Source organism: Mycobacterium marinum, from assembly GCF_003391395.1.
Lineage (GTDB): Bacteria > Actinomycetota > Actinomycetes > Mycobacteriales > Mycobacteriaceae > Mycobacterium > Mycobacterium marinum.
Genome location: NZ_CP024190.1, coordinates 1,316,474 through 1,343,462 on the forward strand (window position 1 = coordinate 1,316,474; position 26,989 = coordinate 1,343,462).

Below are 26,989 nucleotides of genomic sequence, written 5' to 3' on the forward strand. Positions count from 1 at the left end.
GCCGTTTCACCCAAGCGTCGACAGCTGGCTCGCCAGCCGTCCGGTGAATTCGGCAACCCGAGCCGGACTCTCGAGCGCGAACAGTGCGGCGGTGGCGCGATCGCCATCTTCGTTGTGCCGCACCATGATCGCAACACCGTTGGGGCCTACCGCGTCGAACGCGTCCTCGTCGGTGATGTCGTCACCGAGATAGATCGGCACCAGGGGAGCGGCCCGCTGATCAGGCAGGTGATCGATTACCCAGCGCAGCGTCTTGCCCTTGTCCCAGTCGATGTCCGGGCGCAGTTCGATCACCTCGCGGCCGGTCGTCACCCGCAGCCCGTCGCGCTGGCCCGCGGCACGCACCACCGCGGCGATCTCGCCCACCCGGTCGCGGGCGGCATTGCGGTAGTGGGTGGCCACGCCGAACCGCTTGTGCTCCACCATCACCCCGGGGATGGAACCGAGCCGGTCGCGAAGCTGGGCGGCCGCCTGTTCGAGCACCGGTATCGCCGCCGCGGCGGCCTCGTTCTGGTGATGCGTTCCGTCCGGCGCGGTCAGCTCGAACCCATGACTGCCCGCATACCAGATTCCGGGCAGTCCCACGCGTTGGGATACGTCGGCGAGGTCGCGGCCACTGAGTATCGCTACCGGACACTGCGCGGCCAACTGTTGCAGTGCCGCCACGGCGCCGGCCGTCGGCGTGGCCGCATCCGGATCGTCGACGATCTCGGACAACGTGCCATCGAAATCGAAGAAGACCGCGGGCCGCGGCACGGTCAGGCCGTCGGGTCGTCCGAGTGCCTGCAATGCGTCGGGAAGCTCGGACATGTGCCGGTCGCCGGCGCGCACCCGCACCTCGTCCAGATCGGCGAGGACGGTGTCGGCGCCGTGGTCAGGTAGCGCGTCGCGGTGCCCGGCCTGGTCCACCCCGATCACCAGCGCGAATCCGCTGTCGCGGGCGGCGGCTACGTTCGCCGCGTCTGTGGTGATGACCACGCAGCGGCCGGGCCGCGCGCCGACGCGGTCGGCCGATTCGGTCAGGGCCTGGATCGCGGCGTCGTGCCCGCCACCGCCGGAGGCAAAGGTGGCGGTGCCGACGCGGGCTTGCTGAAGTTGCCGGACCAGTGCTTGTGTTGAGTCCAATGCGGTGTCGAACAGGACGGCATCATGGCGGCGCGGGTCGATGGTGACCGACATGATCCCACCTTCTCATGGTGGGCAATGCCGTCTCTTACGGGTCGCTTCGGGTCAGCGTCGCACCCGGGCCGGCGACACCAACGTCCGCCTCGCCACCCCGCCGGGCCGGCTGCGGTGCCTGCGCTTGCGGCGGTCTTTGCCGAACAGCAGAACGGAGTCCTGGCTGAGCGCCACCAGCTGCGCCATCCCTCGTTCGATACCGGCGGCAAGCTGTCGCAGGTCGGTCGCGGCCTGGTAGTCGGCGGTGATGCCGAATACCAGCTCGTCGTCGTAGCAGAGCACGGCAACTCCGGTGCTCAGCTGCGGAGCAGTCGGCGGGATCGGCAGCACCTGCTCCATCGGTTGTCCCATCAGCTGGAGCCGGTGGCGCGGCGCTGGCGCATCGGTTGCCAGCGTCACGACACTTCGCTGGGGGAGACGTACCAAGGTCTGAATAGCTTTGGTGCACAATGCAAGAGGCGTGTAATCGGCAAGACTGGCGGATTTCGTGCGGACCGCGGCCGGGGCCGGGTTCAGCTGGCTGTGCACGGTGCGCAGTCGGGTGATCGGGTCATTCTGGTCGACCGGCAGGTAAGGCAGCAGGGCCGAGATCTGGTTGGCGGGTTTCTCCAGCGTGCGCAGTGAGTCGGCGCGGGGCTGTTCACCGCGGTGCAGCAGCATCGTCCGAAAGCCCTCGCTGATGGCTGCCAGCGCAACATCGTTGGCGGTTACCCCGAACTTGCGGCACACCCGGTCCACGTCGGCGAGCGGAAAGCGAACCGCGGTGTAGTGGCGCATGGTGATCGGCGAATCGGCCGACGACAACCACATCGTGGGCCAGCTGACGGCACGCGCGGCCGCCTTGACGATGTTTGTGGCAAGGGAGTCCGGCCAGCTGCGCGCGCCCGCATCTGAATCCGGAACCGGTTTAACGGCAACATGATTTGCGCCGGTGTGGTCGGCGTCGTCGCAGAGTCTGGTCAGGATCTGGACCGCCGAAATACCGTCGGCCATGCTGTGGTGGAGCTTGAGCAGGATCGCCCACCGATTGTGCTCGATGCCCTCGATTACCCAGCATTCCCAGAGCGGACGGTCCAAGTCGAGGGGGCGTTCCAGGGCGTGTGCGATGGCCCGAAACAGTTCCGCTTCGTCGCCCGGCCCGGGCAGCGCCGCCCGTTGGATGTGCGCGTCAAAATCGAATTCGGGTTGGTCGATCCACTGCGTCCGCAGCACCTGCGCGTGCCGGGGGATTGACCTAAGCCGCTGTGCCAGAGTCGTTTTGAGAAGTTCGAAGTCGGGAACGGCGCCGTTGATCACGGCGACTGCGCCGATTGCCAGGCTTGCGTCCCAGTCCGGTTCTTGGGCCCTGCGCAGGCCAGCGTCCAGTGTCGTCAATTGTGCTATCACAAGTCCCCACCCGTCAGTTTGTGAATCAGTACCAGTATTTGTCCCGATGCGTTGGGCGCGATAGGCCTGCCAGGTTAAGAACGTGTTTTTCAGTTAAAGATGTGTTTAACAGCGGTGATATGCCTCACTTTTGTGCTGAGCGATCGCTCGCTCCGACCCCCCTCGGTATTCGAACATACTTTCGATAAGCTGTGGGTGTGGGCTGGGGCAATGGCCCGCCGAGTTGGGCGGAAATGGAGCGGGTGCTGGATGGCAAGCCGCGTCATGCCGGCGTGCCGGATGCGGCCGGCCCCACGGCCGAGGCCGGGTGGGACGGTCCGTTGTCGCGCAAGCGCGAGACGTATGCGCCCAAGCCGGACGCCAACCGGGTCGACTCGTCCATCGCATACGCCGAGTTGCATGCGCATTCGGCGTACAGCTTTCTCGATGGCGCCAGCACGCCGGAAGAGTTGGTCGAGGAAGCCGCCCGCCTGGATCTGCGCGCCCTGGCGCTGACCGATCACAACGGCCTGTACGGGGCGGTGCGGTTCGCCGAAGCGGCCAGCGGGCTCGGCGTGCGCACCGTGTTCGGTGCCGAGCTGTCGCTGGGGCCGGAGGCCCGCACCGAGCAGCCGGATCCGCCCGGACCGCATCTACTGGTGCTGGCCCGAGGTCCGGAAGGCTATCGGCGGCTGTCACGGCAACTGGCCGCGGCGCATCTGGCCGGCGGTGAGAAGGGCAAGCCACGCTACGACTTCGACTCGCTGACCGAGGCCGCGGGCGGGCACTGGCACATCCTGACCGGATGCCGGAAAGGTCATGTGCGCCAAGCGCTTCGTCAAGGTGGGCCGGATGCGGCGGAGCGGGCGCTGGCCGATCTGGTGGACCGGTTCACGGCCGGCCGGGTCAGCGTCGAGCTAACCCACCACGGTCACCCGCTCGACGACGAGAACAACGCGATGCTGGCCGGGCTGGCGCCCCGCTTTGGTGTTGGCGTCGTTGCCACGACCGGGGCGCATTTCGCCCATCCGGCGCGCAGCCGGCTGGCCATGGCGATGGGGGCCATCCGGGCCCGCCAGTCCCTGGACTCCGCGGCCGGGTGGCTGGCGCCGCTGGGCGGGTCGCATCTGCGCTCCGGCGCGGAAATGGCCCGGCTGTTCGCGCAGCGGCCCGACGTGGTGACCGCCGCCGCCGAACTCGGCGAGCAGTGCGCGTTCGGGCTGGCGCTCATCGCGCCGCGGCTGCCGCCGTTCGATGTGCCCGGCGGGCACACCGAGGACAGTTGGTTGCGGTCGTTGGTCATGTCGGGTGCCCGCGAGCGCTACGGTTCGACCGAGCGGTCGCCGCGGGCCAGGAAAGCTTACGCCCAGATCGAGCATGAGCTGAAAGTCATTGCACAACTGAGCTTCCCGGGTTATTTCCTGGTAGTACACGACATCACCCAGTTTTGCCGACGTAACGACATTCTGTGCCAGGGCAGGGGATCGGCGGCCAACTCCGCGGTCTGTTATGCCCTCGGTGTCACCGCTGTGGATCCGATAGCCAACGAGCTCCTGTTCGAACGCTTCTTGTCACCCGAGCGCGACGGACCGCCCGACATCGATATCGACATCGAGTCGGATCAGCGGGAAAAGGTCATTCAGTACGTCTACAACAAATATGGCCGGGACTATGCCGCTCAAGTCGCCAACGTCATCACCTACCGGGGGCGCAGCGCGGTGCGCGATATGGCTCGCGCGCTGGGCTTCTCGCAGGGCCAGCAGGATGCCTGGAGTAAACAGATCGGCCACTGGAACGCGACGCCCGACGATGTCGAGGGCATTCCCGAGCAGGTGATCGATCTGGCAGCCCAGATTCGGAATCTGCCACGGCATATGGGTATTCATTCCGGTGGCATGGTGATCTGCGACCGCCCGATCGCCGACGTGTGCCCGGTGGAATGGGCGCGCATGGCCGATCGCAGTGTTTTGCAGTGGGATAAAGACGACTGCGCGGCAATCGGGTTGGTGAAGTTCGACCTGCTCGGGCTGGGCATGCTCTCGGCTCTGCATTACGCGAGAGACCTGGTGGCCGAGCACAAAGGCATCGAAGTGGATCTGGCCCGGCTGGACCTTTCCGAACCGGCGGTGTACGAGATGCTGGCCCGCGCCGACTCCGTCGGTGTGTTCCAGGTGGAGTCACGGGCTCAGATGGCCACGTTGCCCAGACTCAAGCCCCGAGTGTTCTATGACCTGGTGGTAGAGGTCGCGCTGATCCGGCCCGGGCCCATTCAGGGCGGGTCGGTACACCCCTACATCCGGCGGCGCAACGGTATCGACCCGGTCGTCTACGAGCACCCGTCCATGGAATCGGCGTTGCGTAAGACGCTGGGAGTGCCGCTTTTCCAAGAACAGCTGATGCAGTTGGCCGTCGATTGCGCGGGCTTCTCCGCCGCCGAGGCCGACCAGCTGCGGCGCGCCATCGGATCCAAGCGCTCGACCGAGCGCATGCGCCGACTGCGCGGCCGGTTCTACGACGGTATGCGCGCGCTGCATGGCGCCCCGGACGAGGTGATCGATCGGATCTACGAAAAGCTGGAGGCGTTCGCGAATTTCGGTTTCCCCGAAAGCCATGCACTGTCCTTCGCGTCGCTGGTGTTCTATTCGTCGTGGTTCAAGTTGCACCACCCCGCGGCGTTCTGCGCCGCGTTACTGCGGGCTCAGCCGATGGGCTTCTATTCACCACAGTCGCTGGTGGCCGACGCCCGCCGGCACGGTGTATTGGTGCACGGGCCCGATGTCAATGCGAGCCTGGCGCACGCCACTCTGGAGAATGCCGGAATGCAGGTCCGCCTCGGTCTGGGAGCCGTCCGCCATATCGGAGATGACCTCGCCGAAAGTCTGGTCGCGGAACGAAACGACAACGGGCCGTTCGCTTCCCTGCTGAATCTGACATCGCGAGTGCAGCTCAGCGTGCCGCAGACCGAAGCGCTGGCGACGGCTGGAGCGCTGGGCTGTTTCGGGATGTCGCGGCGGGAGGCGCTGTGGGCGGCCGGGGCCGCGGCCACCCAACGGCCGGACCGGTTGCCCGGGGTGGGCTCGTCATCGCACATCCCGACGCTGCCGGGAATGAGTGAGCTGGAGCTGGCCGCCTCCGACGTGTGGGCCACCGGCATCTCCCCGGACAGCTACCCGACCCAGTTTCTGCGAGCAGACCTGGACGCCTTGGGGGTGTTGGCCGCAGCTGCGCTGCTCTCGGTGCCCGACGGGGAGCGGGTGCTGATCGCCGGCGCGGTGACCCATCGACAGCGACCCGCGACGGCCCAGGGGGTGACGTTCATCAACCTGGAAGACGAGACCGGGATGGTCAATGTGCTCTGTACGCCGGGGGTGTGGGTGCGACATCGCAAACTGGCGAATACGGCGCCCGCACTGCTCATCCGTGGTCAGGTGCAAAACGCCAGTGGCGCAGTCACCGTCGTGGCGGAGCGGATGGGGCGCATCAGCCTGGCGGTCGGCTCGCGTTCCCGTGACTTCCGCTAGTGCGCCCGAACGTGCGCAGAATGCCCGCCAAAGCGGCGTGTCGTTGTGCAGACCCGCACCTTGGCGAGTCGAACCTCAGCCCGTCGGCGTCGTCCACACTCGGGTCGGGGTGATCTTGAGTCGGGTGCTGTAGGAAGCCATCGCTTCGGTCAGACCGAACTTCGCGGCATCGTCGCGGTACTTGGCCCAGTACGGCTCGTCTTCGCGGCAGTCGACATCGGTGGCTGCCAAGTCAGCCGTCCCGCCGACCACGATGATGCCCCCGCCGTTGCCGTCGGAATCGAGATTCAGGCTGACGTGGGGGCGCTGCAGGATATGGGCGACCTTGGCCGCCTTGGGCATCGAGTACACCGTGAGGTCGGCTCCGTCGAAGTAGAACCAGATCAGTCGCGGCACTGGCTGTCCAGATTTGGCGACGGTGGTCAGCCACCCGTAGTGGTCGGAGGCCAGCCTGTCAGAAACCTCTTGAGTCAGTTCGATACCCATGAAGCTGAATATAGGGGGGTAATCTCCGCGACATGACCCTCAACCTGTCCGTCGACGAAGTCCTGACCACGACCCGTTCGGTCCGCAAGCGACTCGATTTCGACAAGCCGGTGGCGCGCGAAGTGTTGATGGAATGCCTCGATCTGGCGCTGCAGGCGCCCACCGGTTCCAACTCGCAGGGTTGGCAGTGGGTGTTTGTCGAAGATGCGGACAAGAAGAAGGCGATCGCCGACGTCTACCTGGCCCGGGCCCGCAGCTACCTGAGCATGCCGGCACCCGAGTACGCCGAGGGTGACACTCGGGGTGAGCGGATGGGCAAGGTCAGGGATTCCGCGACCTACCTCGCCGAGCACATGCATGAGGCGCCGGTCCTGATGATCCCGTGCATCCAGGGCCGGGAAGACAAATCGCCGTTGGGCGGAGTGTCCTTCTGGGCCTCGCTGTTTCCGGCGGTCTGGAGCTTTTGTCTGGCGCTACGGTCCCGCGGATTGGGCTCATGCTGGACAACACTGCATCTGCTGGCCGACGGTGAGCGGCAGGTAGCCGACGTCCTTGGCATCCCCTACGACGACTACAGCCAGGGCGGGCTGTTCCCGATCGCCTACACCAAAGGCACCGACTTCCGCCCGGCCAAGCGGCTGCCCGCCGACCGCCTGACGCACTGGAACAGCTGGTAGTCGGCGCCGCGTCAGCCCGGGTTGCCGTCGGTGCCGCGGGCGCCGTCGAAGGCGGCGCCACCGAGGCCGTTGGCGCCGAGCTTGCCATCAGACCCCTGACCACCACCGGTGCCCGGATCGCCGCCCGCGCCGAAGGCGCCATGCAGACCGCCGTCACCGCCGGTACCGCCGTCACCGGCGGTTCCGGTGACGCCCTGTGCGCCGCGCAGTAGCCCGCCGCGGCCACCGCTGGCTCCCTGGCCGCCGTTGCCGCCGTCGCCACCCATGCCGCCATGACCGGCATCGCCGCCCGCCCCGCCGTCGCCACCGAATGCCGCTATCGCGCTCGTGGCGTTGCCGCCATGGGCGCCGGCGACGCCGGAACCCCCCGCGCCACCGGTGCCGCCCATGCCGCCGACACCGCCCTGTCCGCCAGCACCGCCGTCGCCGATCAGCCATCCGCCGTCGCCGCCGACGCCGCCGGCGCCACCGGCACCGCCGGCTCCGCCATGCCCACCGGTGCCGCCGGCACCGCCATCACCGCCGGTGCCGCCGTGGGCCCCGTACAAGGTGGAGGCCGCGCTGTCGTTGTTGGAGCCGGTAAAGCCGGCGGCTCCGCCGTCGCCACCGATGGCACCGTTACCGCCGGCGCCACCGGCACCGCCGGCGCCACCGGCACCACCGTTGCCGATCAGCCAGCCGCCGCGTCCTCCCGCGCCACCAGAACTGCCCCCGCTGCCGGCTAGGCCGTCCGTACCGGTGCCGCCGGTGCCGCCGTTGCCTCCGTTGCCCCCGATGGCGACACCGTTGTAGGAGGCGGCGACGCCGGCGACACCACCGGTGCCACCGTCGGCACCGCCCTGGCCGCCTTGCGCGCCGTTGCCGCCGTCACTGGCGGTCGCGGTAAGGCTGGTGACGGGTTGGGAGGCGGAGCCGCCGGCCCCGCCATTTCCACCGGTGACACCGGCTCCGCCGGCAGCGCCGTCGGTGCCCGGGGTCGCGGAGACGGTGTTGGTGGCGGCGTCGTAGATGTTGCTGTCGCCGTCGGCGCCGTTGAGGGCCGTGTCATGGGTGGGGGTGGGGTTGACGCCGCTGTTGCCGGCTAGGCCGCTGCCGCCGTGTCCGCCGGCGCCGCCGTTGCCCCATAGTCCGGCGGTGCCGCCGGCGCCGCCGTTGCCTCCGGTGCCGCCGGCGACCAGGGCGTTGCCTCCGGCGCCGCCGGCACCGCCGCTTCCGTAGAGCCAGCCGCCGTTGCCGCCGGTTCCCCCGGCCGCGCCGGCACCGCCGTTGCCGCCGGTTCCCCCGGCCGCGCCGGCACCGCCGTTGCCGCCGGCCCCGCCGTTGCCGATCAGTCCGGCGTTGCCGCCGTTGCCGCCGGCGGCTCCGGCGGTGGCGCCGTTGTTGAAGCCGGCACCGCCGTTGCCGTAGAGCAGGCCGCCGGCGCCGCCGTTGGGGTTGGTGGCGGTGCCGGCGGCGCCGTCACCGATCAGGGGGCGGCCGAGCAAGGTTTGGGTGGGCGCGTTGATCAGGCCCAGGGCGTTTTGTTCCACGGTCTGCAGGGGTGAGGCGTTGGTTGCCTCGGCGCCGGTGTAGGCGCTCGCGCCGGCGGTGAGCGCTTGGGCGAATTGTTCGTGAAAGGCCATCAGCTGGTTGGCGAGCCGTTGATAGGCCTGGCCGTGGCCGGAGAACAGGGATGCCACCGCCGTCGATATCTCGTCGGTGCCGGCGGCCAGCAGGTTGGTGGTGGGAACCGTTGCGGCCGCATTTGCCGCGCTCAGCGCCTGGCCGATGTTTGCTACGTCAGCCGCCGCAGCCGATACCGCCTCGGGGAATACCGCCATTGACGACATTGCTGTCCTTTCGGGACGTCACATCCGGAGCCGGAAATTTCCAGCACGGTAAGGCGGTTGGGGGCACCCGATTCCCCTTACGGGATTTCTGCAGCTGATTGGCAGAAAACTCACAGGTCGGCGGATGGCGGAGCGTCGAAGTCCGGCCGGTTGCAGCCCGGTCTGCCTCGTGACGTGCCGCTAGAGCGCCCCCGGGTAGCCGTGCTGCCGCCACGCCTCATACACCGCGACGGCCGCGGCGTTGGCCAAATTCAGCGAGCGCCGGCCCGCCAGCATGGGGATACGCACCTGTTGGGTGATATGCGCGTCGGCCAGCGTCGCCGCGTCCAGGCCGGTGGGCTCGGGCCCGAACATCAGCACATCGCCGGGCCGGAAGTCGACGTCGGAGAACGTGACGCTGGCCCCGGCGGTGAAGGCGAACACCCGCGCCGGTAGCAGTGCGTCCCACGCCTGCGTGAGGGAGCCGTGGACAGTGACTGAGGCCAAGTCGTGATAGTCGAGCCCGGCTCGCCGGAGTTTGGGCTCGGACAGATCGAAGCCCAGCGGTTCTACCAAATGCAGCTCACAGCCGGTCGCGGCCGCGGTCCGGATGGCGTTGCCCGTGTTGGGGGCGATGCGAGGCGAGTAGAACAGCAGCTTGAACACAACACGCCATCCTTCCGCTAAGCCGGCCGCCCACGCCCGGCGCTCGTACCCGGGCGATAATGCTCGCATGGTCGAGCAGAGCATCTGGATGCAGAAGGTTGCTGCCGATCCCGGACATTCGCGCTGGTATATCGAGCGGTTCCGGGCCATGGCCCGCGCGGGCGAAGACCTGGTCGGCGAGGCACGCCTGGTGGACTCGATTGCGCCGCGCGGTGCCCACATCCTCGATGCGGGCTGCGGCCCCGGCCGGTTGGGTCGTCATCTGGCCGCGGCCGGTCACCGGGTGGTCGGCGTGGACGTCGATCCGGCGCTCATCGAAGCGGCCGAGCAGGATTATCCCGGCCCGCAGTGGCTCGTGGGCGACCTCGCCGAGCTTGACTTGCCCGCGCGCGGCATTGCCGAGCCGTTCGACGTAATCGTCTCCGCCGGCAACGTGATGACATTCCTGGCCCCGAGCACCCGGGCTCGAGTGCTCGGCCGGCTACGTGCGCACCTGCGCAGCGACGGCCGAGCGGTGATCGGCTTCGGCGCGGGCCGCGACTACGCGTTCGCCGACTTCCTCGACGACGCGCAAGCCGCCGGGTTGGTGCCCGATCTGCTGCTATCCACCTGGGATCTGCGACCGTTCACCGATGACTGCGACTTCCTGGTCGCGCTGCTTCGCCCGGCCTAGGCTCCGGCGGCCCGCGGGCCTGTTGCGGCCGAGGTTATCTGCTCGGTAACAATTATGGAGACCACGGCTCTGGGCTGTCATACTCGTCGAATTGCCAGGCGTTGCTTGGCGCCCAGCTGTTCGGGCGGGCGAAATTTAGCGGGAAGTTTGCATGGTTCTCTGGTTTGTTCGAGCAGGACACATCGGGGCTGCGGCCGGTAGCACGGCCGTAATCCCATGACAATGTTTGCCCGCCCGACCACACCGGTCGAGGCGGCCCCCGGCGCACCCGTTGCCAGCGGCGCCGAATCTGCTCCACCCAAACGCCCGCCCGCCTGGTCGTTGGGCAACTGGCCGGTGGGGTGGAAGGTCGTCGCCATCGCGGTGGTGCCGCTGCTGCTGGCGATGGTGTTGGGTGGATTGCGGATCCATGGCGGGATGGCCAACTCCAGCGGTCTGCGGCTGGCGGATGCTCGTGCCGACGTCATACCGGCCATCACCAAGTACATGTCGGCACTCGATGTCGCGTTGCTGGCCAGTTCCACCGGACGCGATGTCGAGGGACCCAAGAAGAACTTTGCGGCCCGGAAAAACGAGCTACAGACCAGGTTGGCGAACACCAACGTGCTCAGCGACGTTCGCTCGGGGGTCAACTCCGTGCTGAACGGCGGGCAGGCGCTGCTGGACCAGACGCTGGCCAACACCATCAGTTTGCGCGATCGCGTCACGGCCTATGTGCCGCTGCTGCTGACGGCAGAGGACGCCATCAACGCCTCGGTACGCGTCGACAACGAGCAGATCCGGGCCGAAGTTCAGGGTTTGAGCAGGGCCGTCGGCGCCCGCGGGCAGATGACCCTGCAAGAAATCCTGGTGACTCGCGGCGCTGAAGCTCCCGAGGCGCAGTTGCGCAACTCGATGATCACCCTCGCCGGCACCGAACCTTCGACGCTGTTCGGAATGACCGAGGTGCTCGGCGTCGGTTCACCGGACGCCAAGACCCTGCACCAGCAGATGGTGACCCGGATGGCGATCATCTCGGATCCGGACAGCGTGCTGGCGGGTAACCCCCAGCTGCTGCAGTCGATCCAGATCACCCGCGGGATCGCCGAGCAGGTCATCAACGACGCCACCGAGTCGGTCACCAAGGCGGTGCAGGCCAGGGCCAGCGCTCGGCGTGACGCCGCGATTCGCGACACCGTGTTGGTGTTGGGCGCCATCCTGGTCGCGGTGGTCGTGGTGCTCCTGGTGGCGCGTGCGTTGGTCCGGCCGCTGCGCCAGCTGCGCGACGGTGCGTTGAAGGTCGCTCACACCGACCTCGAGGGTGAGATCGCGAAGGTGCGGGAGGGCGCCGAGCCGATTCCGGAGCCACTGCCGGTCTACACCACCGAGGAGATCGGTCAGGTCGCGCACGCGGTCGATGAGCTGCACGCCCAGGTCCTGGTGCTGGCGGGGGACGAGGCGCGACTGCGATCGCTGGTCAACGACATGTTCGAGACCATGTCGCGGCGCAGCCGGTCCCTGGTGGATCAGCAGTTGGCGCTCATCGACGGGCTGGAGCGCAACGAGGAGGATCCCGACCGCCTCGACACCCTGTTCCGGCTGGATCACCTGGCTGCTCGGCTGCGTCGCAACAGTGCGAACCTGCTGGTGCTGGCGGGTGCGCAGATTTCGCGTGACCACCGTGAGCCGGTGCCGCTGTTGACAGTGATCAGCGCCGCCGTCTCCGAGGTCGAGGACTACCGGCGCGTCGAAACCGGGGGGGTGGCCGACTGCACGGTGATCGGTGCCGCGGCGGGTGCCGTGATTCATCTTCTCGCCGAGTTGATCGACAACGCGCTGAACTATTCGCCGCCGACCGCGCCGGTTCGAGTATCGGCGGTGCGTGGCAGTGAGGGAGGGGTCCTGCTGCGGATCGCGGACTCCGGGCTGGGCATGACCGAGTCGGATCGGCGCATGGCCAACATGCGACTGCACTCCGGTGGCGAGGTGACTCCCGCCAACGCTCGACACATGGGCCTTTTTGTGGTGGGCCGGTTGGCCGCGCGGCACGGGATTCGGGTGGGGTTGCGCGGCCCGTCAACCGGGGAGGCCGGCGGCGGCACCACTGCCGAGGTCTACCTGCCGCGGACCGTCTTGGTGGACGGCCAGCGGCCGGGACCCGCGGCCGGTCAGCCGCCGCAGCGGAGCGCGTTTGTGGTCAGACCTCCGAGTTCGGAGCCTGCCCCCGCGCCGGATGCCGCCGGGTCCGCGCCCACCGGCGACAGCACCGCCGTCCCACCGCTTCCCCCGGTCAGTTTGCTGCCGCGGCGCAATCCCGGATCTAGTGGCATTGCCGACGTCCCCGGCCAGCAGCCCGAACAACAGCAGCCGCCACGGCGCCGCCGTGAGCTGAAGACACCCTGGTGGGAAACCGCGCAACCCGTGGGGCGACCGGAACAAGCGGCGCCGCAACAATCCGACACCGCCGCATTTTTTGCCAGGCGATCGCCGGCCGCCGGCGCGGGGCCCGGTGAACCGGCACCTTCGGTCAAACCCGGGCCGCCGTCGGCACCGGCCGACCCCGTCCGCGACGACTCGATCTACCAAAAAATGTTGTCCGAGATGACCAGTGATCCGCATGAGCTGGCCAATAGCGCCGACCTGGATTGGCGGTCGGTATGGGACCGCGGCTGGTCGGCGGCCGCCGAGGCCCAGGAAACACCGGTGCAGTCCCGGACGGATCACGGCCTGCCGGTGCGTACCCCGGGTGCTCGGCTGGTGCCGGGTGCCGCCGACTCCGACGAGCCCAATCAGGACGAGGCGGATCGGCCGCCGGCGTCCGACCGCGGACTACCACCCGATCAGCCCGCCCAGCACACGGCCGCCATGCGTGACCCCAATGCGGTTCGGGCATCCATGAGCAGTCATTTCGGCGGTGTGCACACCGGACGGGCACATGCCCATAGAGCCAGTCAGGAACCGGATCAACAATGAACACCCGTTTGTCGGACAGCCCGCTGGACTGGCTGGTGTCCAAGTTCGCCCGTGAGGTTCCCGGGGTGGCCCACGCCTTGTTGGTGTCGGTCGACGGTCTTCCGGTCGCCGCCAGCGAGTACTTGCCGCGCGAGCGCGCCGACCAGCTGGCCGCGGTGGCCTCCGGGCTGTCCAGCCTGGCCAGCGGCGCCGCCCAGCTGTTCGAGGGCGGACAGGTGCTGCAATCGGTGGTCGAGATGCAGAACGGCTTTCTGTTGCTGATGCGCGTCGGTGACGGCTCGCATCTGGCGGCGCTGGCGGTGACCGGATGCGACATCGGCCAGATCGGATACGAAATGGCGCTGCTGGCCGAGCGGGTCGGCAGCGTCGTGCAGTCCTCCCGCCGCGCGAGGCCCGCGCCGCAATGGACAGACGCGACCCGCCGCTAGCCGCGCCGGAAGCCGCGCGGGAGGCCAGCCTGGTCCGCCCGTACGCGCTGACGGCCGGCCGTACCGGAACCGACATCGACCTTCCGTTGGAAGCGCCGGTGCAGACATCGCGCGCGGGTCTGGCGCGCCGGTGGCAACCCAGCGACGTGCGGGGCAGGATTGTCCAGTTGTGCCTCACCAGTCCTTCGGTGGCGGAAATCTCCGCCCGTCTGGATCTGCCAGTGGGTGTCGCGCGAGTCTTGGTGGGTGATTTGGTCACCTCCGATTACCTTCGGGTGCATGCGACCTTGACCGAGCGTTCGACCCGCGATGAGCGCCACGAACTCATAGGAAGGACCCTGCGTGGCCTTAAAGCACTCTGAGGCGCACTCTGCGGCGCGCGGCACCGCATCGACGAAGATCGTCGTTGCGGGCGGATTCGGGTCCGGCAAGACCACGTTCGTCGGCGCGGTTTCGGAGATCATGCCTCTGCGCACCGAGGCGATGGTTACCGATGCGTCGGTCGGTGTCGACATGCTCGAGGCCACCCCGGACAAACGGACCACGACAGTCGCCATGGACTTCGGCCGCATCACCCTGGGCGAGGACCTGGTGCTCTACCTGTTCGGGACCCCGGGCCAGCGCCGGTTCTGGTTCATGTGGGACGACCTGGTACGCGGCGCTATCGGCGCGATTGTCCTGGTCGACTGTCGGCGGCTGCAGGACAGCTTCGCCGCAGTGGACTTCTTCGAGCACCGCAACCTGCCATTCCTGATTGCGATCAACGAATTCGACGGTGCGCAAAAGTATCCCATTGCCGAGGTGCGCAAAGCGCTGATGTTGCGGGCCGAGGTACCGGTGATCACCGTCGACGCCCGCGACCGCAGGTCAGCCACCGACGCGCTGATCGCGCTGAGCGAATACGCATTGGCCAGCCTGACAGCAGCAGGCGGCCAGCGTCCTTGAAACCGCAAGTGGAGCATTGGGTCGACTGCGAATTCACCGGCCGGGACTTTCGCGACGAGGATCTGAGCCGGCTGCGCACCGAACGAGTTGTGTTCAGCGAATGCAACTTCGGCGGAGTCAATCTGACCGAATCCGAACACCGAGGGTCGGCGTTTCGCAACTGCAGCTTTGAGCGCACCACGCTGTGGCACAGCACATTTGCCCAATGCAGCATGCTGGGCTCGGTGTTCGTCAGCTGCCGGATGCGGCCGCTGGTTCTCGACGAGGTCGACTTCACCCTGGCGGTGCTCGGCGGTAACGACCTGCGGGGCGTCGACTTGAGTGGCTGCCGGTTGCGCGAGGCCAGCCTGGTCGAGACCGACTTGCGCAAGAGTGTGCTGCGCGGCGCCGACCTACGTGGGGCACGCACCAACGGCACCAAGCTCGACGACGCGGATCTGCGCGGTGCGAACCTAGACCCGTCGTTGTGGCGAAGCGCCTCGTTGGCGGGTGCGCGTATCGACGTGCCGCAAGCGTTGTCCTTCGCCTTGGCGCACGGCCTTCGCCTGGACTCGTGACCTCACCGGACGGCCCGGGGCCGTCCTTGGGCCGAGCGCACGAAACGCCAATGGGTGCGAGTCGCCACTGCCGGACACCGGTTCATCTCAATTTTGAGACGTGCTCCGGCCGCCCGGATGTGAAACATGTTTGTCCGCAACGAAAGTCTGACCGTTACGAGGACCCGGAGACCGCGGCGCGACGTGCGGGATCCTCAAGTTCTTTCACATCGCTTGACGATGTCAATCCTGGTGCGGTTAACTCCATACGCATGGGGATCGGGGTTGCTGCAGGTTTGTTCGGGAGCTGCTGGAATGCATTCTCCCGTAGTGTCTTTGAGCTCTACCGCCGGGCGTTGGCGTGGGCGATTCACGATGGCGGTTTCGCCCCGGTGTGGATACGCGGCCCCGCGCACCACTGATCCGAATCGCGGCACCCGCAATTCGACTCAACGGGGCGTGCTGATGTGTTGCCCGCCCTAAGGGTACTGGCCGCCCGCCCGGCCTAGCCGGAAACGCCGCCAGATATATCGCCGAAATCGGTTGTCGCCCAGGCGCGATGGGCTCCGTCACGGTGGTGCGGAAATCGCGTGATCTCGATCGTAGAGCCGCTCGAAGGTAGTGCTGGCGGCGCCAAACTCTAACCGCAGAGAAATGAGCAGATATGTCGAGGCCGACAGCCAAAGATCGGACGGCCGCCGAGGCCGTCATGTGCGCCATACAGGCCAACCCGGCCACCGACGCGGTGCGCTTTTTGCCCCGAGGTGAGGGGCCCGGCACGGTGATCAGCTACGAAGGGCTGCACGCGCGCGCCGCCCATCTGGCGGCGGTGCTGCAGGCGCGGGGGGCGCAAGGCGAGCGGGTGATCCTGGCCAGTCGCGACAACATCGAGATGACAGTGGGGCTGGTCGCCTGCCTGTACAGCGGCGCGGTAGCGGTGCCGGTGCCGGTTCCGAATATGAACAAGTTGGGGCCGGCATTGCTGCGACTGCAGGCCATTGCGCGAGATGCGCAGGCGCGCGTCTTCTTGACTGACCTGCCGTCGGTGGACTCTCAATCAAACGTGCGCACCCTGCCCGACGGGCTTTCGGGGCTGACCTGGCTGAACACCGACGACGCCAGCGCCGACCGGGCCGACTGGCAACCCCCGCGGTATGCGCCCGAGAGCGCGGCGCTGCTGCAGTACACCTCTGGCTCGACCGGACAGCCCAAAGGGGTGATGCTCACCCAGGCCAACTTGCTGTCCAATGCCCATCAGATCGAGCGGCGTTGGGAACAAGACCAAAATGAGTTGCTTGTCTCCTGGCTCCCTCAGTATCACGACTTTGGGTTGATCTTCATGGCGCTACAAGCGCTCTATCTGGGGGCCACGGTGGTTTCGATGCCCCCGTCCGCCTTTGTGCAGGATCCGCTGCGTTGGCTTCGCTGCCTCACCCAGTACCGCGGTACCAACAGCGGCGCGCCCAACTTCGCCTTCGATCTCTGCGTGGAGCAAAGCACGCCAGCTCAGCGCGAGGGGCTGGACCTGCGTAGCGTCAAGGCATTGAACTGCGGCGCTGAGCCGGTGCGGGCGGAAACGATGCGCCGCTTCCTGGCCGCGTTTGCCCCGTTCGGGCTGCGGCCGGACGCCCTTCGGCCCGGTTACGGTCTGGCCGAAGCCACGTTGTTCGTGACCGGCTGGCGCGGGCCCACAGTCAAGACATTGACGCTGGACCAGCGCCAGCTCAACGAGGGCCGGGTCGTGGAATGTGACATTTCCGCAACGCCTTTGGCGGAGGTTGTCTGCTGCGGTCCGGCAGGTCCAGAAGTAGAGCTGGCCATTGTCTCGACGCAGACACAACAGCCATGCGCTGCCGACGAAGTGGGCGAGATCTGGGTGCGTGGACCCAATATCAGCCGGGGCTACTTCAACGGTGCCGGCGCAAGCCAAGACTGCTTCGGCAACGTCGCGGGCCATGGAAAGTACTTGCGTACGGGCGACCTGGGTTTTGTGCAAGATGGCGACCTGTACGTGACGGGTCGGCTGAAGGACCTGGTGATCGTGCGCGGAGTCAACCACTACCCGCAAGACATCGAATTCTCGGTCGAGCAATCCCACCCCGCCATCCGGTCCGGATACTGCGCCGCCTTCACGCTGGAGGTCGATGGTGAAGAGCGACTGGGCGTCGCCGCGGAAATCGCGGCAGACGATCCAGCGCAAGACACCCTGGAAAGTGCGATGGACTCGATTCTTCAGGCCATCACCAGCCACCACGAGGTGGTGCCCTACCGGCTGGTTCTCTTGGCCCGCGGCGCCATTCCCAAGACCTCCAGTGGCAAGATCCAGCGGCAACTGTGCAAACAGCTGCTGTTGACCGATCAGCTGCCGATTCTCGGCGACCGTGTCAGTACCGCGACGATATCGTCGACGCCGCAGCAACCTGATGGTGGCGCGCGATCGCCAAAGTATCGCGCGATGGAGCAGTACCTCCTCGAGCTGTTGAATCTGAGCCCCGAAGAACTGGAGAGCGGCAACAATCTAGCCGCCTATGGTTTTGATTCCATCGATGGCGCAGCTTTGGCTAAGAAAATCAAGGCCGACTGGGACATTGAAGTCCCGATGGAAATATTGCCGCTCCTGACCATCAGAGATCTCGTGGATACGCTCGCCAACTAATCAATTAGAAATCACGCATCTTCTCCAGGAGGAATCGATGGCGCAGATCCGCCACCAAGATCCCTACGATGTTGTCGATGAAATACTCACGGATGCGAAAAATCGCGGTGTCATGTACTTTGTCACCGACACCGACGTTCCCATCGAGAGGCATCTCGAAATTGGTGGACGCAAATTCCTGAACTTTGGCACCTGCAGCTATATGAGCCTGGGGCAGGATCCGAGGCTAAAGGAGGCGGGGTTCGCCTTCTTGGATCGCTATGGCCTGCAGTTCTCGGTATCACGCGGCTATTTGTCCGCGGGTATCAATGAGGTTCTAGAGCACGAGCTGAGCAAAATCTATGACGACAAACCCGTCCTGGTCTATTCTTCCACCTCCGCCTGCCATATCTCTATTCTGCCGACGCTTCTTACCGCCAACGACGCGATAATCCTCGATCAAAGCGTCCACTTCAGTGTGCAGCACGCGGCGAATATTGCGCGAGCTAAAGGCGTTCCGGTCGAGATGATTCGGCATAGCAATCTCGACATGCTCGAGGACAAGCTCAAGGAATTTGGCAACAAGCGCCGCCAAATCTGGTACCTGATCGACGGCGTCTATTCCATGTACGGTGATGTCGCGCCCATGCTGAAACTTCATGAATTGATGCAAGAGTACGAACAGCTGCATCTCTACATCGATGATGCGCACGGGATGAGTTGGTATGGCACCCATGGGTCCGGACGTGTTTATGGTGACTTCGGCATGCACCCGCGCACCATCCTTGTCTCCACTCTGGCCAAGGGTTTCGGCTGTACCGGGGGATTTGCGGTCTTCCCCAATGCCGAGGCGCAACGTAAGGTACGGATGTTCGGGGGTCCGTTCAGCTACTCACACCCGTTGTCACCACCGGTGACCGGGGCCGCGATCGCCTGTGCCCGCATTCATCTCAGCGGCGAAATCTACGATATGCAGCGGGCGTTGGCGGACAATATCAGCCGCTGCAGTGCGCTGCTCCAGGAATACGACCTTCCGATTCTCTCCGATACGCACACGCCGATAAATTTTGTCTGTCTCGGTACCCCGAAGCTGGGCATTAATGTGGTCAAGCGGATGCTCGATGATGGCTACTACTGCAACCTCAGCACATTTCCCGTGGTTCCGGTCAAGAACACCGGACTGAGATTCACCATCCAGCGGCAGCTGGAGCCCGATGACATTGAGCAGTTTGTTGCGGCGGTCGCACGGAATTTTCGGGCCGGTTTGAAGGACGAGTGCGTGAGCGAAGCGGACGTTCGGAGACAATTCGGTCTGGAGCCGCCGACGCACAAGATCAATGGGGCATCCCACCCCCATTCGACGCGCCAAACTACGCATCGACTGGACCATGCCACGAGCATCCGAGAAATTGATGCTGACGAATGGAATAGCCTGCTCGGCAGTGCGGGCATTTTTGACGCCGCCGGTTGCCTGGCATTGGAGCAGGCGTTTGGTGGCCGAACACGGCCAGAAGAACGCTGGGACTTTGACTACTTTATTGTGCGGGACGGTTCGGGGCGGCCGTTATTGGCGACGTTCTTTACCACCTCGGTGTATAAGGATGATATTTTCGCCCAGCCTTCGATCTCGGCCCAGATCGAGGAGAAGCGGAAACAGGATCCGATGTATCTCACCAGCCGGACGATGGGCATGGGGTGCTTGCTCTCCGAGGGGCAGCATCTCTACGTGGATCGCAGTCGCGAGGATTGGCCGGAGGTAATCCGATTTCTGCTCGGTCACGTGCTTGTGCGGCAGCGGGAACGCAACGCTACGGCACTACTGCTACGCGACTTCGACGCTGCCGACGACGATATCCGTCGAGTGCTTACCGACGAAGGCTTCGTGAAGATTGATATGCCCCTGAGTAACGCCATCGAAAACATGCGATGGGAGACCCGCGACGAGTTTCTGCAGGCGCTGCCGAGCACGCGCAGAAGACGGCACATGCGGCAGGAGTTCATTCCGTACGAGCACATGTACGAAGTGGAGACGAAATCCGAGTTGTCGCCCGAGGAGCAGGAGTGGGCATACCGCCTGTATCTGAACGTGGCGAAGCGCAACTTGAGCATCAACATATTCCAATATCCGTCGGACATCTTGAAATCGCTGGTGGCGCAAGAAAATTGGGAATTCGTAGTGCTACGTTTGAAGGCGGACTACGATGACCGGGCGGAACGTCTTCCAGTAGCTGTTTCGTGGAATTACCGCGGCAAGCTGGGCTATCACTGGGTAATTGTGGGAATCGACTACGAATACAATCGCAAATTCGGCGTTTACCGCCAGGCCATGTACCAGGCGGTGCGGCGCGCCAGATTGCTCGGATACGAGCACGTCAGCTTGGGACTGTCGTCCGACGAAGAGAAAAAGAAGGTCGGGGCGGATCAGACGGAAAAGGTGGCCTACCATCAAACCCGGGACACGTTTGCCATGGATGTAATGGCGGCGATGGCCGCGGTTACTCAGTAATATCGTGCCAAGATCCGGATGCCCCCCTCAATTCGACGCCGTGGTGATTGGTAGTGGCATTTCTGGTCTGACCGCAGCCATCAACTTGCAGCGCAATGGCATTCGCACTCTCGTCGTCGAGCGTCGGGAAGTTCCCGGCGGGCTGTGCGGGACGTTCACCCTGGACGGATATGAGTTCGTCACCGGTTGCAACGACTTCGGTGGCGGATTGGTCCGTCACCTCGAGGAGCTGGGCGTCGGCACGGAGTTTCGCACGCCCGCGGCGCGATTCCATCTCGGCGAGCAGCGCATTGAAATGCCGCCAACCCTGCCAACCCTGGCAACGGTGGCCCGGCGCCTGCCCGCGCTTTTCTCGGCATTCCGAACCGTACGCAAGGACCCGGGCCAAACGCTTGGCCAACTGATCGACGGCGCAGTTCAAGACCGGCTTCTGATGGCGGCCGCTGCTATCCCCGCGTATGCGCTGCTGCGTTCCCCCGACGACCTGACGGTCGAGCAGGTGGGCCAGGCCTACTCCAAAGAACTCGGCTACCGCTACCAGAAGAGCTATACCCCGGTCGGCGGACCGGCCGCGATGATCGCGGCCATGGTCCAACGCTTCGAGGCGCTCGGAGGCGAGCTGTGGCTTGGTTGCCACAGCACGCAAGTCGAGCGCGTCGGGGCGCAAAAGCGCGTTCATACCTCGGACGCCTTGGTCTCTGCGCGAGTCGTCCTATCCAGTGCCGGGCGGTGGAGCGAGTTCCCGAAAACCACCAAGGCCGGGATGGAGTTCGCGCTGCTGCTTTTTGCGGTTCGCAAAGGCTTTACCTATCCCCGGGGTTATCACACCATCGCCTGGCTGCAGCAGGACATCGGCGAAGAACTCCGCAAACTCGATGCCGGGCAACCTAGTTCGCGGCCAAGCTTTCACATCTTTCGATCCGATCTGCCGCAACCGCGCGACCACTACACGATCAACGCCTTCATTCCACTACCACGGGGTGAGGGTGATCCATCCGCGCAGCGACGCCAGGACTTGTCCGCCCATGCCGTGGCAACGATCGACAAAGATCTGCCCGGATTCAAGGACGCGCTGATCTATCAGCGGTTCCTGAGCCCAGGCGAGTACGCGAGCCGGCTCGGCCTGCGCAGCGCGCCGAGCCCCTTTGTCCCGCCCACCGGCTTTGCCGGCCTGCCCAGCTACGACGCGGCGCGCGACACCTATTTCATCGGTACCTCAGTCGGTCCCGCCGGCGAACACGCCGGCGCGGCGTGCCTGTCCGGAAAGATGGCGGCGGATCTGGCCATCAAGCAGTTGCGCCGATGAGGATCTGCGTCGGATGGGCTGATGCACTAGGCGACTGTGCTGCTCACCGCTTGAGCCGGATGCGCGACCACACCACCGCCGAGTAGACCACCGACAGCGCGGCAAGCATCGCCATATCGAACAGCCATGCCGTCGTCGAGTGCGTCCAGTGGCTGTCCTCGGGGCTCATCGAGCCGGGCACCAGTTCTCGCAGATTAACCGTGGCCGCCGACGCGGCGTAGCCCCAGCGGGCGGGTGTCAGCCACGACAGCTGGTCAAGAAAGATCCGATCGGTCACCGGCACGACGCCGCCGGCGAGGACCAACTGGAGCATTAGCGACACCACCAGCAGCGGCATGATCTGCTCATTCGAGCGCGCGATCGAGGACAGCAGCAGTCCGAGAATCGCAGATGCCATGCAGGTCGCCGCGACGGCGGTGAACAGCTCGAAACTCGGATTGCCGAGCAGTACCGCAGGTTGCGTCGGTGCGCCTTTGCCCAGCAACACGATGCCGGTCGCGATCGCCGCCTGGGCGACGGCAAACGCACAGAACACCGACACCTTGGCGCTGAGGTAGGCCCACGTCGACAAACCCACGGCCTGCTCGCGACGGAAGATGGCGCGCTCACCGATCAGGTCGCGAATGGTCAGCGCGGTCCCCATGAAGACCGCGGCAATGCTGAGCAGATTCAGAATTTGGGCGGCTTCGTCGGGTGTCTGACTGGTCGCGTCAGCAATGCTGAACCCGGTGTCACCCGGAACCGTCAGCGACAGCGTCCCCAGAATGAACGGCAGGATCGCCAGGAAGGTGAAGTAGGCGCGGTCGGCGATCACCAGCCGAACCTGTCGGCGGGTGATGGTGGAGAACTGGCGCGGCACGCTGGTGTGGGCGGGCGCGCCGAGGTCGGTGGGCGTCTGCGGCTGCGCGGGTGCTGCGGCGCGCTGCTGGGCCAGGAAGCGGCGATTGGCCTCGTCCGGATCGGCGCCCACCTTGGCGAAGATGTGGGCCCAGTTGGTGGTGCCCATGGTTGGGCCGATCTGATCGGGCGGACCGAGAAACGCCGTCTTGCCCCCGGGCGCCATCAACAGCACCTGATCGCAGATATCGAGATAGGTCAGCGAGTGGGTTACCACCAGCACCACCCGCCCGGCGTCGGCCAGTTGCCGCAGCATCATCATGACTTGCAGGTCCAGTGCCGGGTCCAGGCCGGAGGTCGGCTCGTCGAGGATCAGTAGCGATGGTCCGGTGAGCAGCTCGAGCGCCACCGACGCGCGCTTGCGCTGTCCGCCGGACAGCTTGTCGACTCGGGTGTCGGCGTGCTGGGTCAGCCCCAGTTCGTCGAGCACGCCGGTGACGACCTGGGCGCGGTCCTGTTTGCTGGTGTCGGGTGGCAACCGAAGCTCGGCGGCATATCCGAGGGCCTGGTTGACCGTGAGCTTTCGGTGCACGACGTCGTCCTGGGGGACCATCCCGATCCGGCTGCGTAAGGACGCGTAGTCGGCGTGGATGTTGTGGCCCTCGAAGGTGACCGTGCCCGAGCTGGGGCTGGTGTAGCCGGCGATGAGCCGCGACAGGGTGGTCTTGCCGGCCCCGGAGCCGCCGATCACGGCGGTCAAGGTACCGGGTCGGGCGGTCAACGAAATGTTGTCGAGCAGCCCGTTGCCGTTGATGCTGAAGTTGACCGCGTTGACTTCGAGTCCGCCGGCGCGGGTGGCCACTTGGGTATGGCGCGCCAGGGTGCCCCCGGTGAAGGCGAGGTCGACGTTCCCGATGGTGACGATGTCGCCGTCGCTGAGGATCGCTGACCCGACGCGGATTCCGTTCACGAAGGTGCCGTTGATGCTGTGCGCGTCGCGGATCTCGGTGCCGATCCGGGTCGGTGTCAAAAACGCGTGATGGCGCGACGCCAGCACGTCGGAGACGACGATGTCGTTGCTGGCAGCGCGGCCGATCGAGATGGTGTCGGCAAGCGCGGGCGCAAGGCCCGAGTCGGCGCCCAGGACGTCGACCGTTCGGTCCGGGTAGTGCGAGGCGGTGGTGTGCGCACCTGGCCGGGCGGGCGGCGGGAGCAGCGGTATGGCGCTGGTGAGCTGGGCGCTGGCGACCGGGTCGGGTGGACGGTCGGGCGGCGGGGACGGCCAGCTGGGACGGCTGGGATAGCTGGGCGGCCCCGGCCGGTACCCAGGCCCCGAGGGGGGTGGGCCGCCCGACGGCGGCCGGTCGGCCGGGTCGACTCCGGGCATGGTCTCCGGCGGCGGCAGTAGCCCGATCACCCCCTGGTGATGTCCCACCTCGAACGTGATGCGCGGCCCGTCGGGTCGGCCCAGGTTGATGGCCAGCCCGTCGCGGATGTCGATCAGCGGGACTCGACGCCCGTCCACATATATTCCGCTTTGCGAGTTGTTGTCGATTGCGACCCAGCTGCCCTGCTCGAAGCGCAGCAGCAGGTGCGCGCGGTCGATGAGCGGATGCGCGACGCGCAGGTCGGCGCGCAGATCACTTCCGACGATCACGTCGGGGCCGGCAGCAAAGCTGCGCTGCGACGGGCCCGACCGGACCGTCAGCACCGGCCGCTGAGCTCGCGTCATCACTTCACCCTAGTTGTGCGGGGGTCAGCGCCGCTTGAGCCGAATCTTCCACCACACGATGGCGGTATAGGCGATCGACAACACCGCGAGCATGGCCATGTCGAACAGCCATGCGCTGGCCTTGTGGTCCCAGTGCTGGTCCTTCGGGTCGGTCGGGCCCGGCACCAGCCGGTGGGTGTCGATCGTCGACGCGGACGCCGCAAAACCCCACCGGGCCGGCGTGAGCCAGGACAACTGGTCGAGCAGGAAGCGGTTGGTCACCCAGATCATGCCGCCGGAGAACACCAGCTGAGACATGATCGACACCACCAGCATCGGCATGATCTGGTCCTGGGATTGAGCCAGCGACGACAGTGCCATACCGAGCAGCGCCGAAGCGACGCAGGTGGCGGCGACGGTGACGAACAGCTCGAATCTGACATCACCCAGCAGCACCGCGTCCGACAGTGGTTTGCCCCAGCCGACCACCGAAATCGTGGTGGCGATCGCCGCCTGAGTGACCGCAAAGGCGCAGAAGACCACGATCTTGGCGCCCATGTAGGCCGCCGTCGACAAGCCGACAGCCTGCTCTCGTCGGAAGATGGGACGCTCTCCGATGAGGTCACGGATGGTCAGCGCGGTACCCATGAACACCGCGCCGACATTGAGCATCACCAGAATCTGGTCGGGCTGGGCGGGATTGTTGCCCATCGGGTCCGACATGCCGTACCCGGTCTTGCCGCGCACGGTGAGGGTCAGTGTGCCGATCAGGAAGGGCAACAGCGCCAAGAACACCGTGTAACCCCGGTCGGAGATCACCAGCCGAATCTGGCGACGGGCCACCGTGGAGAACTGGTGCAGCACGTCGGTGTGCACCGGTTCGCCCAAGTCGACCGCCGGGCTGGCCTCGGACGGAAAGGCCGGCTGCTCCTGCTTCTGTTCCAGAAAACGGCGGTTGGCTTCGTCGGGGTCGGCGCCCACGTTGGTGAAGATGTCGGCCCAGTTGGCGGTGCCCATGGCCTGGCTGATTTCGCTGGGCGGGCCCAGAAAGGCCGTCTTGCCCCCCGGTGCCACCAGCAGAAGCTGGTCGCACACGTCGAGGTAGGCAACCGAGTGCGTCACGATGAGTACCACCCGACCGGCATCGGCCAACTGGCGCAGCATCAACATCACCTGCCGGTCCAGTGCGGGGTCCAAGCCGGTGGTCGGCTCGTCGAGAATCAGCAGTGACGGTCCAGTGAGCAGTTCCAGTGCCACCGACGCACGCTTGCGCTGGCCGCCGGAGAGTTTGTCGACGCGGGTTTCGGCGTGCTTGGTCAGTTCGAGCTCTTCGAGAACCTGGGCGACCACCTGGGCGCGGTCCTCTTTGCTGGTGTCGGGGGGAAGCCGTAGTTCGGCCGCGTAGCCGAGTGCCTGGCTGACGGTCAGCTGGCGATGCACCACATCGTCTTGCGGAACCATTCCGATCCGGCTGCGCATGGACGCGTATTCGGCATGGATGTTGTGGCCTTCGAAAGTCACCGTGCCCGAGCTGGGACTGGTATACCCGGCGATCAGCCGCGACAGCGTGGTCTTGCCGGCCCCGGACCCACCGATGATGGCGGTCAGCGTGCCGGGGCGCGCGGTCAGCGAGATGTGGTCGAGCAGCTGTTTTCCGCCGTCGACGGTGAAACAGACCGATTTGACCTCCAGGCCGCCGCTGCGGGTGGCCGCCTCGGTGCGGCGGATCAGGGTGCCGCCGGTGAACACCAGGTCGACGTTGCCGATGGTGACGACGTCGCCGTCGCTCAAGACCGCCGAACCCACCCGGACCCCGTTGACGAAGGTGCCGTTGACGCTGTGCGCGTCACGGATCTCGGTGCCCAACGGTGTCAGGGTCAGGAATGCGTGATGTCGCGACGCCAGAACGTCCGGGATGACGATGTCGTTATCGGTGGCCCGGCCAATGGTGACCGAGCCGGCCGGCCGCTCGGCGCCTCCGGACCTGGGCAGCAGCGCATGGAACATCTTGGTCGCGAGGTTGGCCACCTCGGGAGGCTTGGTGGCCTGCTGCGGCGGTTGCGGTCCGGGACGCGGTGGTGGCGGGGGGAAGTTCGACGGTGGTGGGGGTGCCGGGCTGGCGGGATACCCGGTGGGGCGCCACGGGGCCGAACTGCTCGGGTACATGGGCTGGCCCGTTCTGGCCGGACCGGGCGGTGCAGCCCCGGGGTGAAACCGCGCGGTCGGCGGCGCCTCGTGGCTGGTATGGCTTCCGGTCGATGTCGGCCCAAGCGCAACGGGGTGCTGACCGGAGGGGCGGACCATCGAAGGGGTGACCCGCATCGACTCGGTCTGGGGTGGGCGTCCCGCCATCCCCACGTGCCGCCCCACCTCGAAGCTCAGGAGCGGACCGTCGGGGTTTCCGATGTTCAGGCTCTGGCCGTCATAGATCTCGACCATGGGTACGCGACGGCCGTTGACGAACGTCCCGTTCAACGAATTGTTGTCGATCGCCAGCCATCGGCCCTGATCGAAACGCAGGAGGAGATGAGCACGCGAGATCAGCGGATGGGTGATCCGCATATCGGCGCGCAGGTCTCGTCCGACCACCACGTCGTGGCCCGCTGCGAAGGTGCGTTCTGATCCGTCGCAGCGAACGGTCAGTGCCGGCGGCGCAGGCTGAGGCATCGCATCAACTTTAGCCAAGCTCCCTTGTTACCCTGCTCCGCCGCGCTCACCGGCAACACCAGCATCCGCGCCGCAACGGGCCTGATCTGGG

18 protein-coding genes are annotated in these 26,989 nt (G+C 66.1%); 11 read left to right on the forward strand and 7 right to left on the reverse strand.

Features of this window, described 5'->3' with window-relative positions; translation table 11 throughout:
* Positions 1-6: 6 nt before the first annotated feature.
* On the reverse strand, positions 7-1,179 hold the full coding sequence (gene otsB / locus CCUG20998_RS05570) for a trehalose-phosphatase (RefSeq protein WP_038578955.1): 1,173 nt from the start codon (positions 1,177-1,179) through the stop codon (positions 7-9).
* Positions 1,180-1,230: 51 nt separating this feature from the next.
* A complete protein-coding gene (locus CCUG20998_RS05575; protein ID WP_172607262.1) occupies positions 1,231-2,562 on the reverse strand; it encodes a wax ester/triacylglycerol synthase domain-containing protein in 1,332 nt (443 codons plus the stop codon).
* 200 nt (positions 2,563-2,762) lie between these two features.
* Here CCUG20998_RS05575 and CCUG20998_RS05580 point away from each other — a divergent pair, with 200 nt between their 5' ends.
* Positions 2,763-6,065 carry an error-prone DNA polymerase gene (locus CCUG20998_RS05580; RefSeq protein WP_036457479.1) on the forward strand — a complete coding sequence of 1,101 codons (3,303 nt, stop codon included), beginning with the start codon at positions 2,763-2,765 and terminating at the stop codon, positions 6,063-6,065.
* Between the two features lie 75 nt (positions 6,066-6,140).
* Here CCUG20998_RS05580 and CCUG20998_RS05585 read toward each other — a convergent pair whose 3' ends face one another.
* The gene (locus CCUG20998_RS05585; protein WP_020732034.1) at positions 6,141-6,551 is read right to left on the reverse strand and encodes a TIGR03667 family PPOX class F420-dependent oxidoreductase; all 411 of its coding nucleotides are present in this window, start codon (positions 6,549-6,551) and stop codon (positions 6,141-6,143) included.
* 32 nt (positions 6,552-6,583) lie between these two features.
* On the opposite strand from CCUG20998_RS05585, the gene CCUG20998_RS05590 reads away from it, so the two are divergent.
* A complete protein-coding gene (locus tag CCUG20998_RS05590) occupies positions 6,584-7,228 on the forward strand; it encodes a nitroreductase family protein (protein ID WP_020732035.1) in 645 nt (214 codons plus the stop codon).
* An 11-nt stretch (positions 7,229-7,239) separates the two neighbouring features.
* Here the strand turns inward: CCUG20998_RS05590 and CCUG20998_RS05595 are convergent, their stop codons facing one another.
* Together CCUG20998_RS05595 and CCUG20998_RS05600 are read right to left on the reverse strand one after the other, a co-directional pair.
* Entirely contained in the window at positions 7,240-9,057 is a 1,818-nt protein-coding gene (locus CCUG20998_RS05595) for a PE family protein (protein WP_103653741.1), read from the reverse strand.
* A gap of 180 nt (positions 9,058-9,237) precedes the next feature.
* Positions 9,238-9,702: a tRNA (cytidine(34)-2'-O)-methyltransferase gene (locus tag CCUG20998_RS05600; protein ID WP_012393046.1), complete on the reverse strand. Its 465-nt coding sequence runs from the start codon at positions 9,700-9,702 to the stop codon at positions 9,238-9,240.
* Positions 9,703-9,769: 67 nt separating this feature from the next.
* On the opposite strand from CCUG20998_RS05600, the gene CCUG20998_RS05605 reads away from it, so the two are divergent.
* The 9 genes from CCUG20998_RS05605 to CCUG20998_RS05645 all read left to right on the forward strand — a co-directional run bounded on the left by CCUG20998_RS05605 (position 9,770) and on the right by CCUG20998_RS05645 (position 21,683).
* Positions 9,770-10,375, forward strand: a complete 606-nt coding sequence (locus CCUG20998_RS05605; protein WP_038578960.1) for a class I SAM-dependent methyltransferase — start codon at positions 9,770-9,772, stop codon at positions 10,373-10,375.
* 216 nt (positions 10,376-10,591) lie between these two features.
* Positions 10,592-13,327 (forward strand): ATP-binding protein, encoded by a 2,736-nt coding sequence (locus tag CCUG20998_RS05610; RefSeq protein ID WP_172607108.1) that lies wholly within the window; start codon positions 10,592-10,594, stop codon positions 13,325-13,327.
* Complete coding sequence (locus tag CCUG20998_RS05615; protein WP_011740748.1) at positions 13,324-13,755, forward strand: serine protease inhibitor; 432 nt, start codon at positions 13,324-13,326, stop codon at positions 13,753-13,755. The genes CCUG20998_RS05610 and CCUG20998_RS05615 overlap by 4 nt, the downstream gene beginning before the upstream one ends.
* Complete coding sequence (locus tag CCUG20998_RS05620) at positions 13,731-14,117, forward strand: DUF742 domain-containing protein (RefSeq protein WP_015354764.1); 387 nt, start codon at positions 13,731-13,733, stop codon at positions 14,115-14,117. The genes CCUG20998_RS05615 and CCUG20998_RS05620 overlap by 25 nt, the downstream gene beginning before the upstream one ends.
* Positions 14,098-14,700, forward strand: coding sequence for a GTP-binding protein (locus CCUG20998_RS05625; RefSeq protein ID WP_020732040.1), 603 nt, complete (start codon positions 14,098-14,100; stop codon positions 14,698-14,700). The genes CCUG20998_RS05620 and CCUG20998_RS05625 overlap by 20 nt, the downstream gene beginning before the upstream one ends.
* Before the next feature lie 8 nt (positions 14,701-14,708).
* A complete protein-coding gene (locus CCUG20998_RS05630; protein WP_020727342.1) occupies positions 14,709-15,257 on the forward strand; it encodes a pentapeptide repeat-containing protein in 549 nt (182 codons plus the stop codon).
* 688 nt (positions 15,258-15,945) lie between these two features.
* Positions 15,946-17,892 (forward strand): AMP-binding protein, encoded by a 1,947-nt coding sequence (locus CCUG20998_RS05635; protein WP_240642852.1) that lies wholly within the window; start codon positions 15,946-15,948, stop codon positions 17,890-17,892.
* Between the two features lie 37 nt (positions 17,893-17,929).
* Positions 17,930-20,377, forward strand: a complete 2,448-nt coding sequence (locus CCUG20998_RS05640) for a bifunctional aminotransferase class I/II-fold pyridoxal phosphate-dependent enzyme/GNAT family N-acetyltransferase (protein ID WP_036457343.1) — start codon at positions 17,930-17,932, stop codon at positions 20,375-20,377.
* Positions 20,378-20,417: 40 nt separating this feature from the next.
* Positions 20,418-21,683, forward strand: a complete 1,266-nt coding sequence (locus CCUG20998_RS05645) for a phytoene desaturase family protein (protein WP_103653739.1) — start codon at positions 20,418-20,420, stop codon at positions 21,681-21,683.
* A gap of 43 nt (positions 21,684-21,726) precedes the next feature.
* Here CCUG20998_RS05645 and CCUG20998_RS05650 read toward each other — a convergent pair whose 3' ends face one another.
* Both CCUG20998_RS05650 and CCUG20998_RS05655 read right to left on the reverse strand, forming a co-directional pair.
* Positions 21,727-24,252 (reverse strand): ATP-binding cassette domain-containing protein, encoded by a 2,526-nt coding sequence (locus tag CCUG20998_RS05650; protein WP_103653738.1) that lies wholly within the window; start codon positions 24,250-24,252, stop codon positions 21,727-21,729.
* A 24-nt stretch (positions 24,253-24,276) separates the two neighbouring features.
* Positions 24,277-26,898, reverse strand: coding sequence for an FHA domain-containing protein (locus tag CCUG20998_RS05655; protein ID WP_020732046.1), 2,622 nt, complete (start codon positions 26,896-26,898; stop codon positions 24,277-24,279).
* Positions 26,899-26,989 lie beyond the last annotated feature (91 nt).

Bases quoted from the DNA above. Each gene is read 5' to 3' on its own strand.
- otsB (WP_038578955.1), bottom strand. From the start codon at position 1,179: ATGTCGGTCACCATCGACCCGCGCCGCCATGATGCCGTCCTGTTCGAC.
- CCUG20998_RS05585 (WP_020732034.1), bottom strand. From the start codon at position 6,551: ATGGGTATCGAACTGACTCAAGAGGTTTCTGACAGGCTGGCCTCCGAC.
- CCUG20998_RS05590 (WP_020732035.1), top strand. From the start codon at position 6,584: ATGACCCTCAACCTGTCCGTCGACGAAGTCCTGACCACGACCCGTTCG.
- CCUG20998_RS05595 (WP_103653741.1), bottom strand. From the start codon at position 9,057: ATGTCGTCAATGGCGGTATTCCCCGAGGCGGTATCGGCTGCGGCGGCT.
- CCUG20998_RS05605 (WP_038578960.1), top strand. From the start codon at position 9,770: ATGGTCGAGCAGAGCATCTGGATGCAGAAGGTTGCTGCCGATCCCGGA.
- CCUG20998_RS05610 (WP_172607108.1), top strand. From the start codon at position 10,592: ATGACAATGTTTGCCCGCCCGACCACACCGGTCGAGGCGGCCCCCGGC.
- CCUG20998_RS05615 (WP_011740748.1), top strand. From the start codon at position 13,324: ATGAACACCCGTTTGTCGGACAGCCCGCTGGACTGGCTGGTGTCCAAG.
- CCUG20998_RS05620 (WP_015354764.1), top strand. From the start codon at position 13,731: ATGGACAGACGCGACCCGCCGCTAGCCGCGCCGGAAGCCGCGCGGGAG.
- CCUG20998_RS05635 (WP_240642852.1), top strand. From the start codon at position 15,946: ATGTGCGCCATACAGGCCAACCCGGCCACCGACGCGGTGCGCTTTTTG.
- CCUG20998_RS05640 (WP_036457343.1), top strand. From the start codon at position 17,930: ATGGCGCAGATCCGCCACCAAGATCCCTACGATGTTGTCGATGAAATA.
- CCUG20998_RS05650 (WP_103653738.1), bottom strand. From the start codon at position 24,252: ATGACGCGAGCTCAGCGGCCGGTGCTGACGGTCCGGTCGGGCCCGTCG.
- CCUG20998_RS05655 (WP_020732046.1), bottom strand. From the start codon at position 26,898: ATGCCTCAGCCTGCGCCGCCGGCACTGACCGTTCGCTGCGACGGATCA.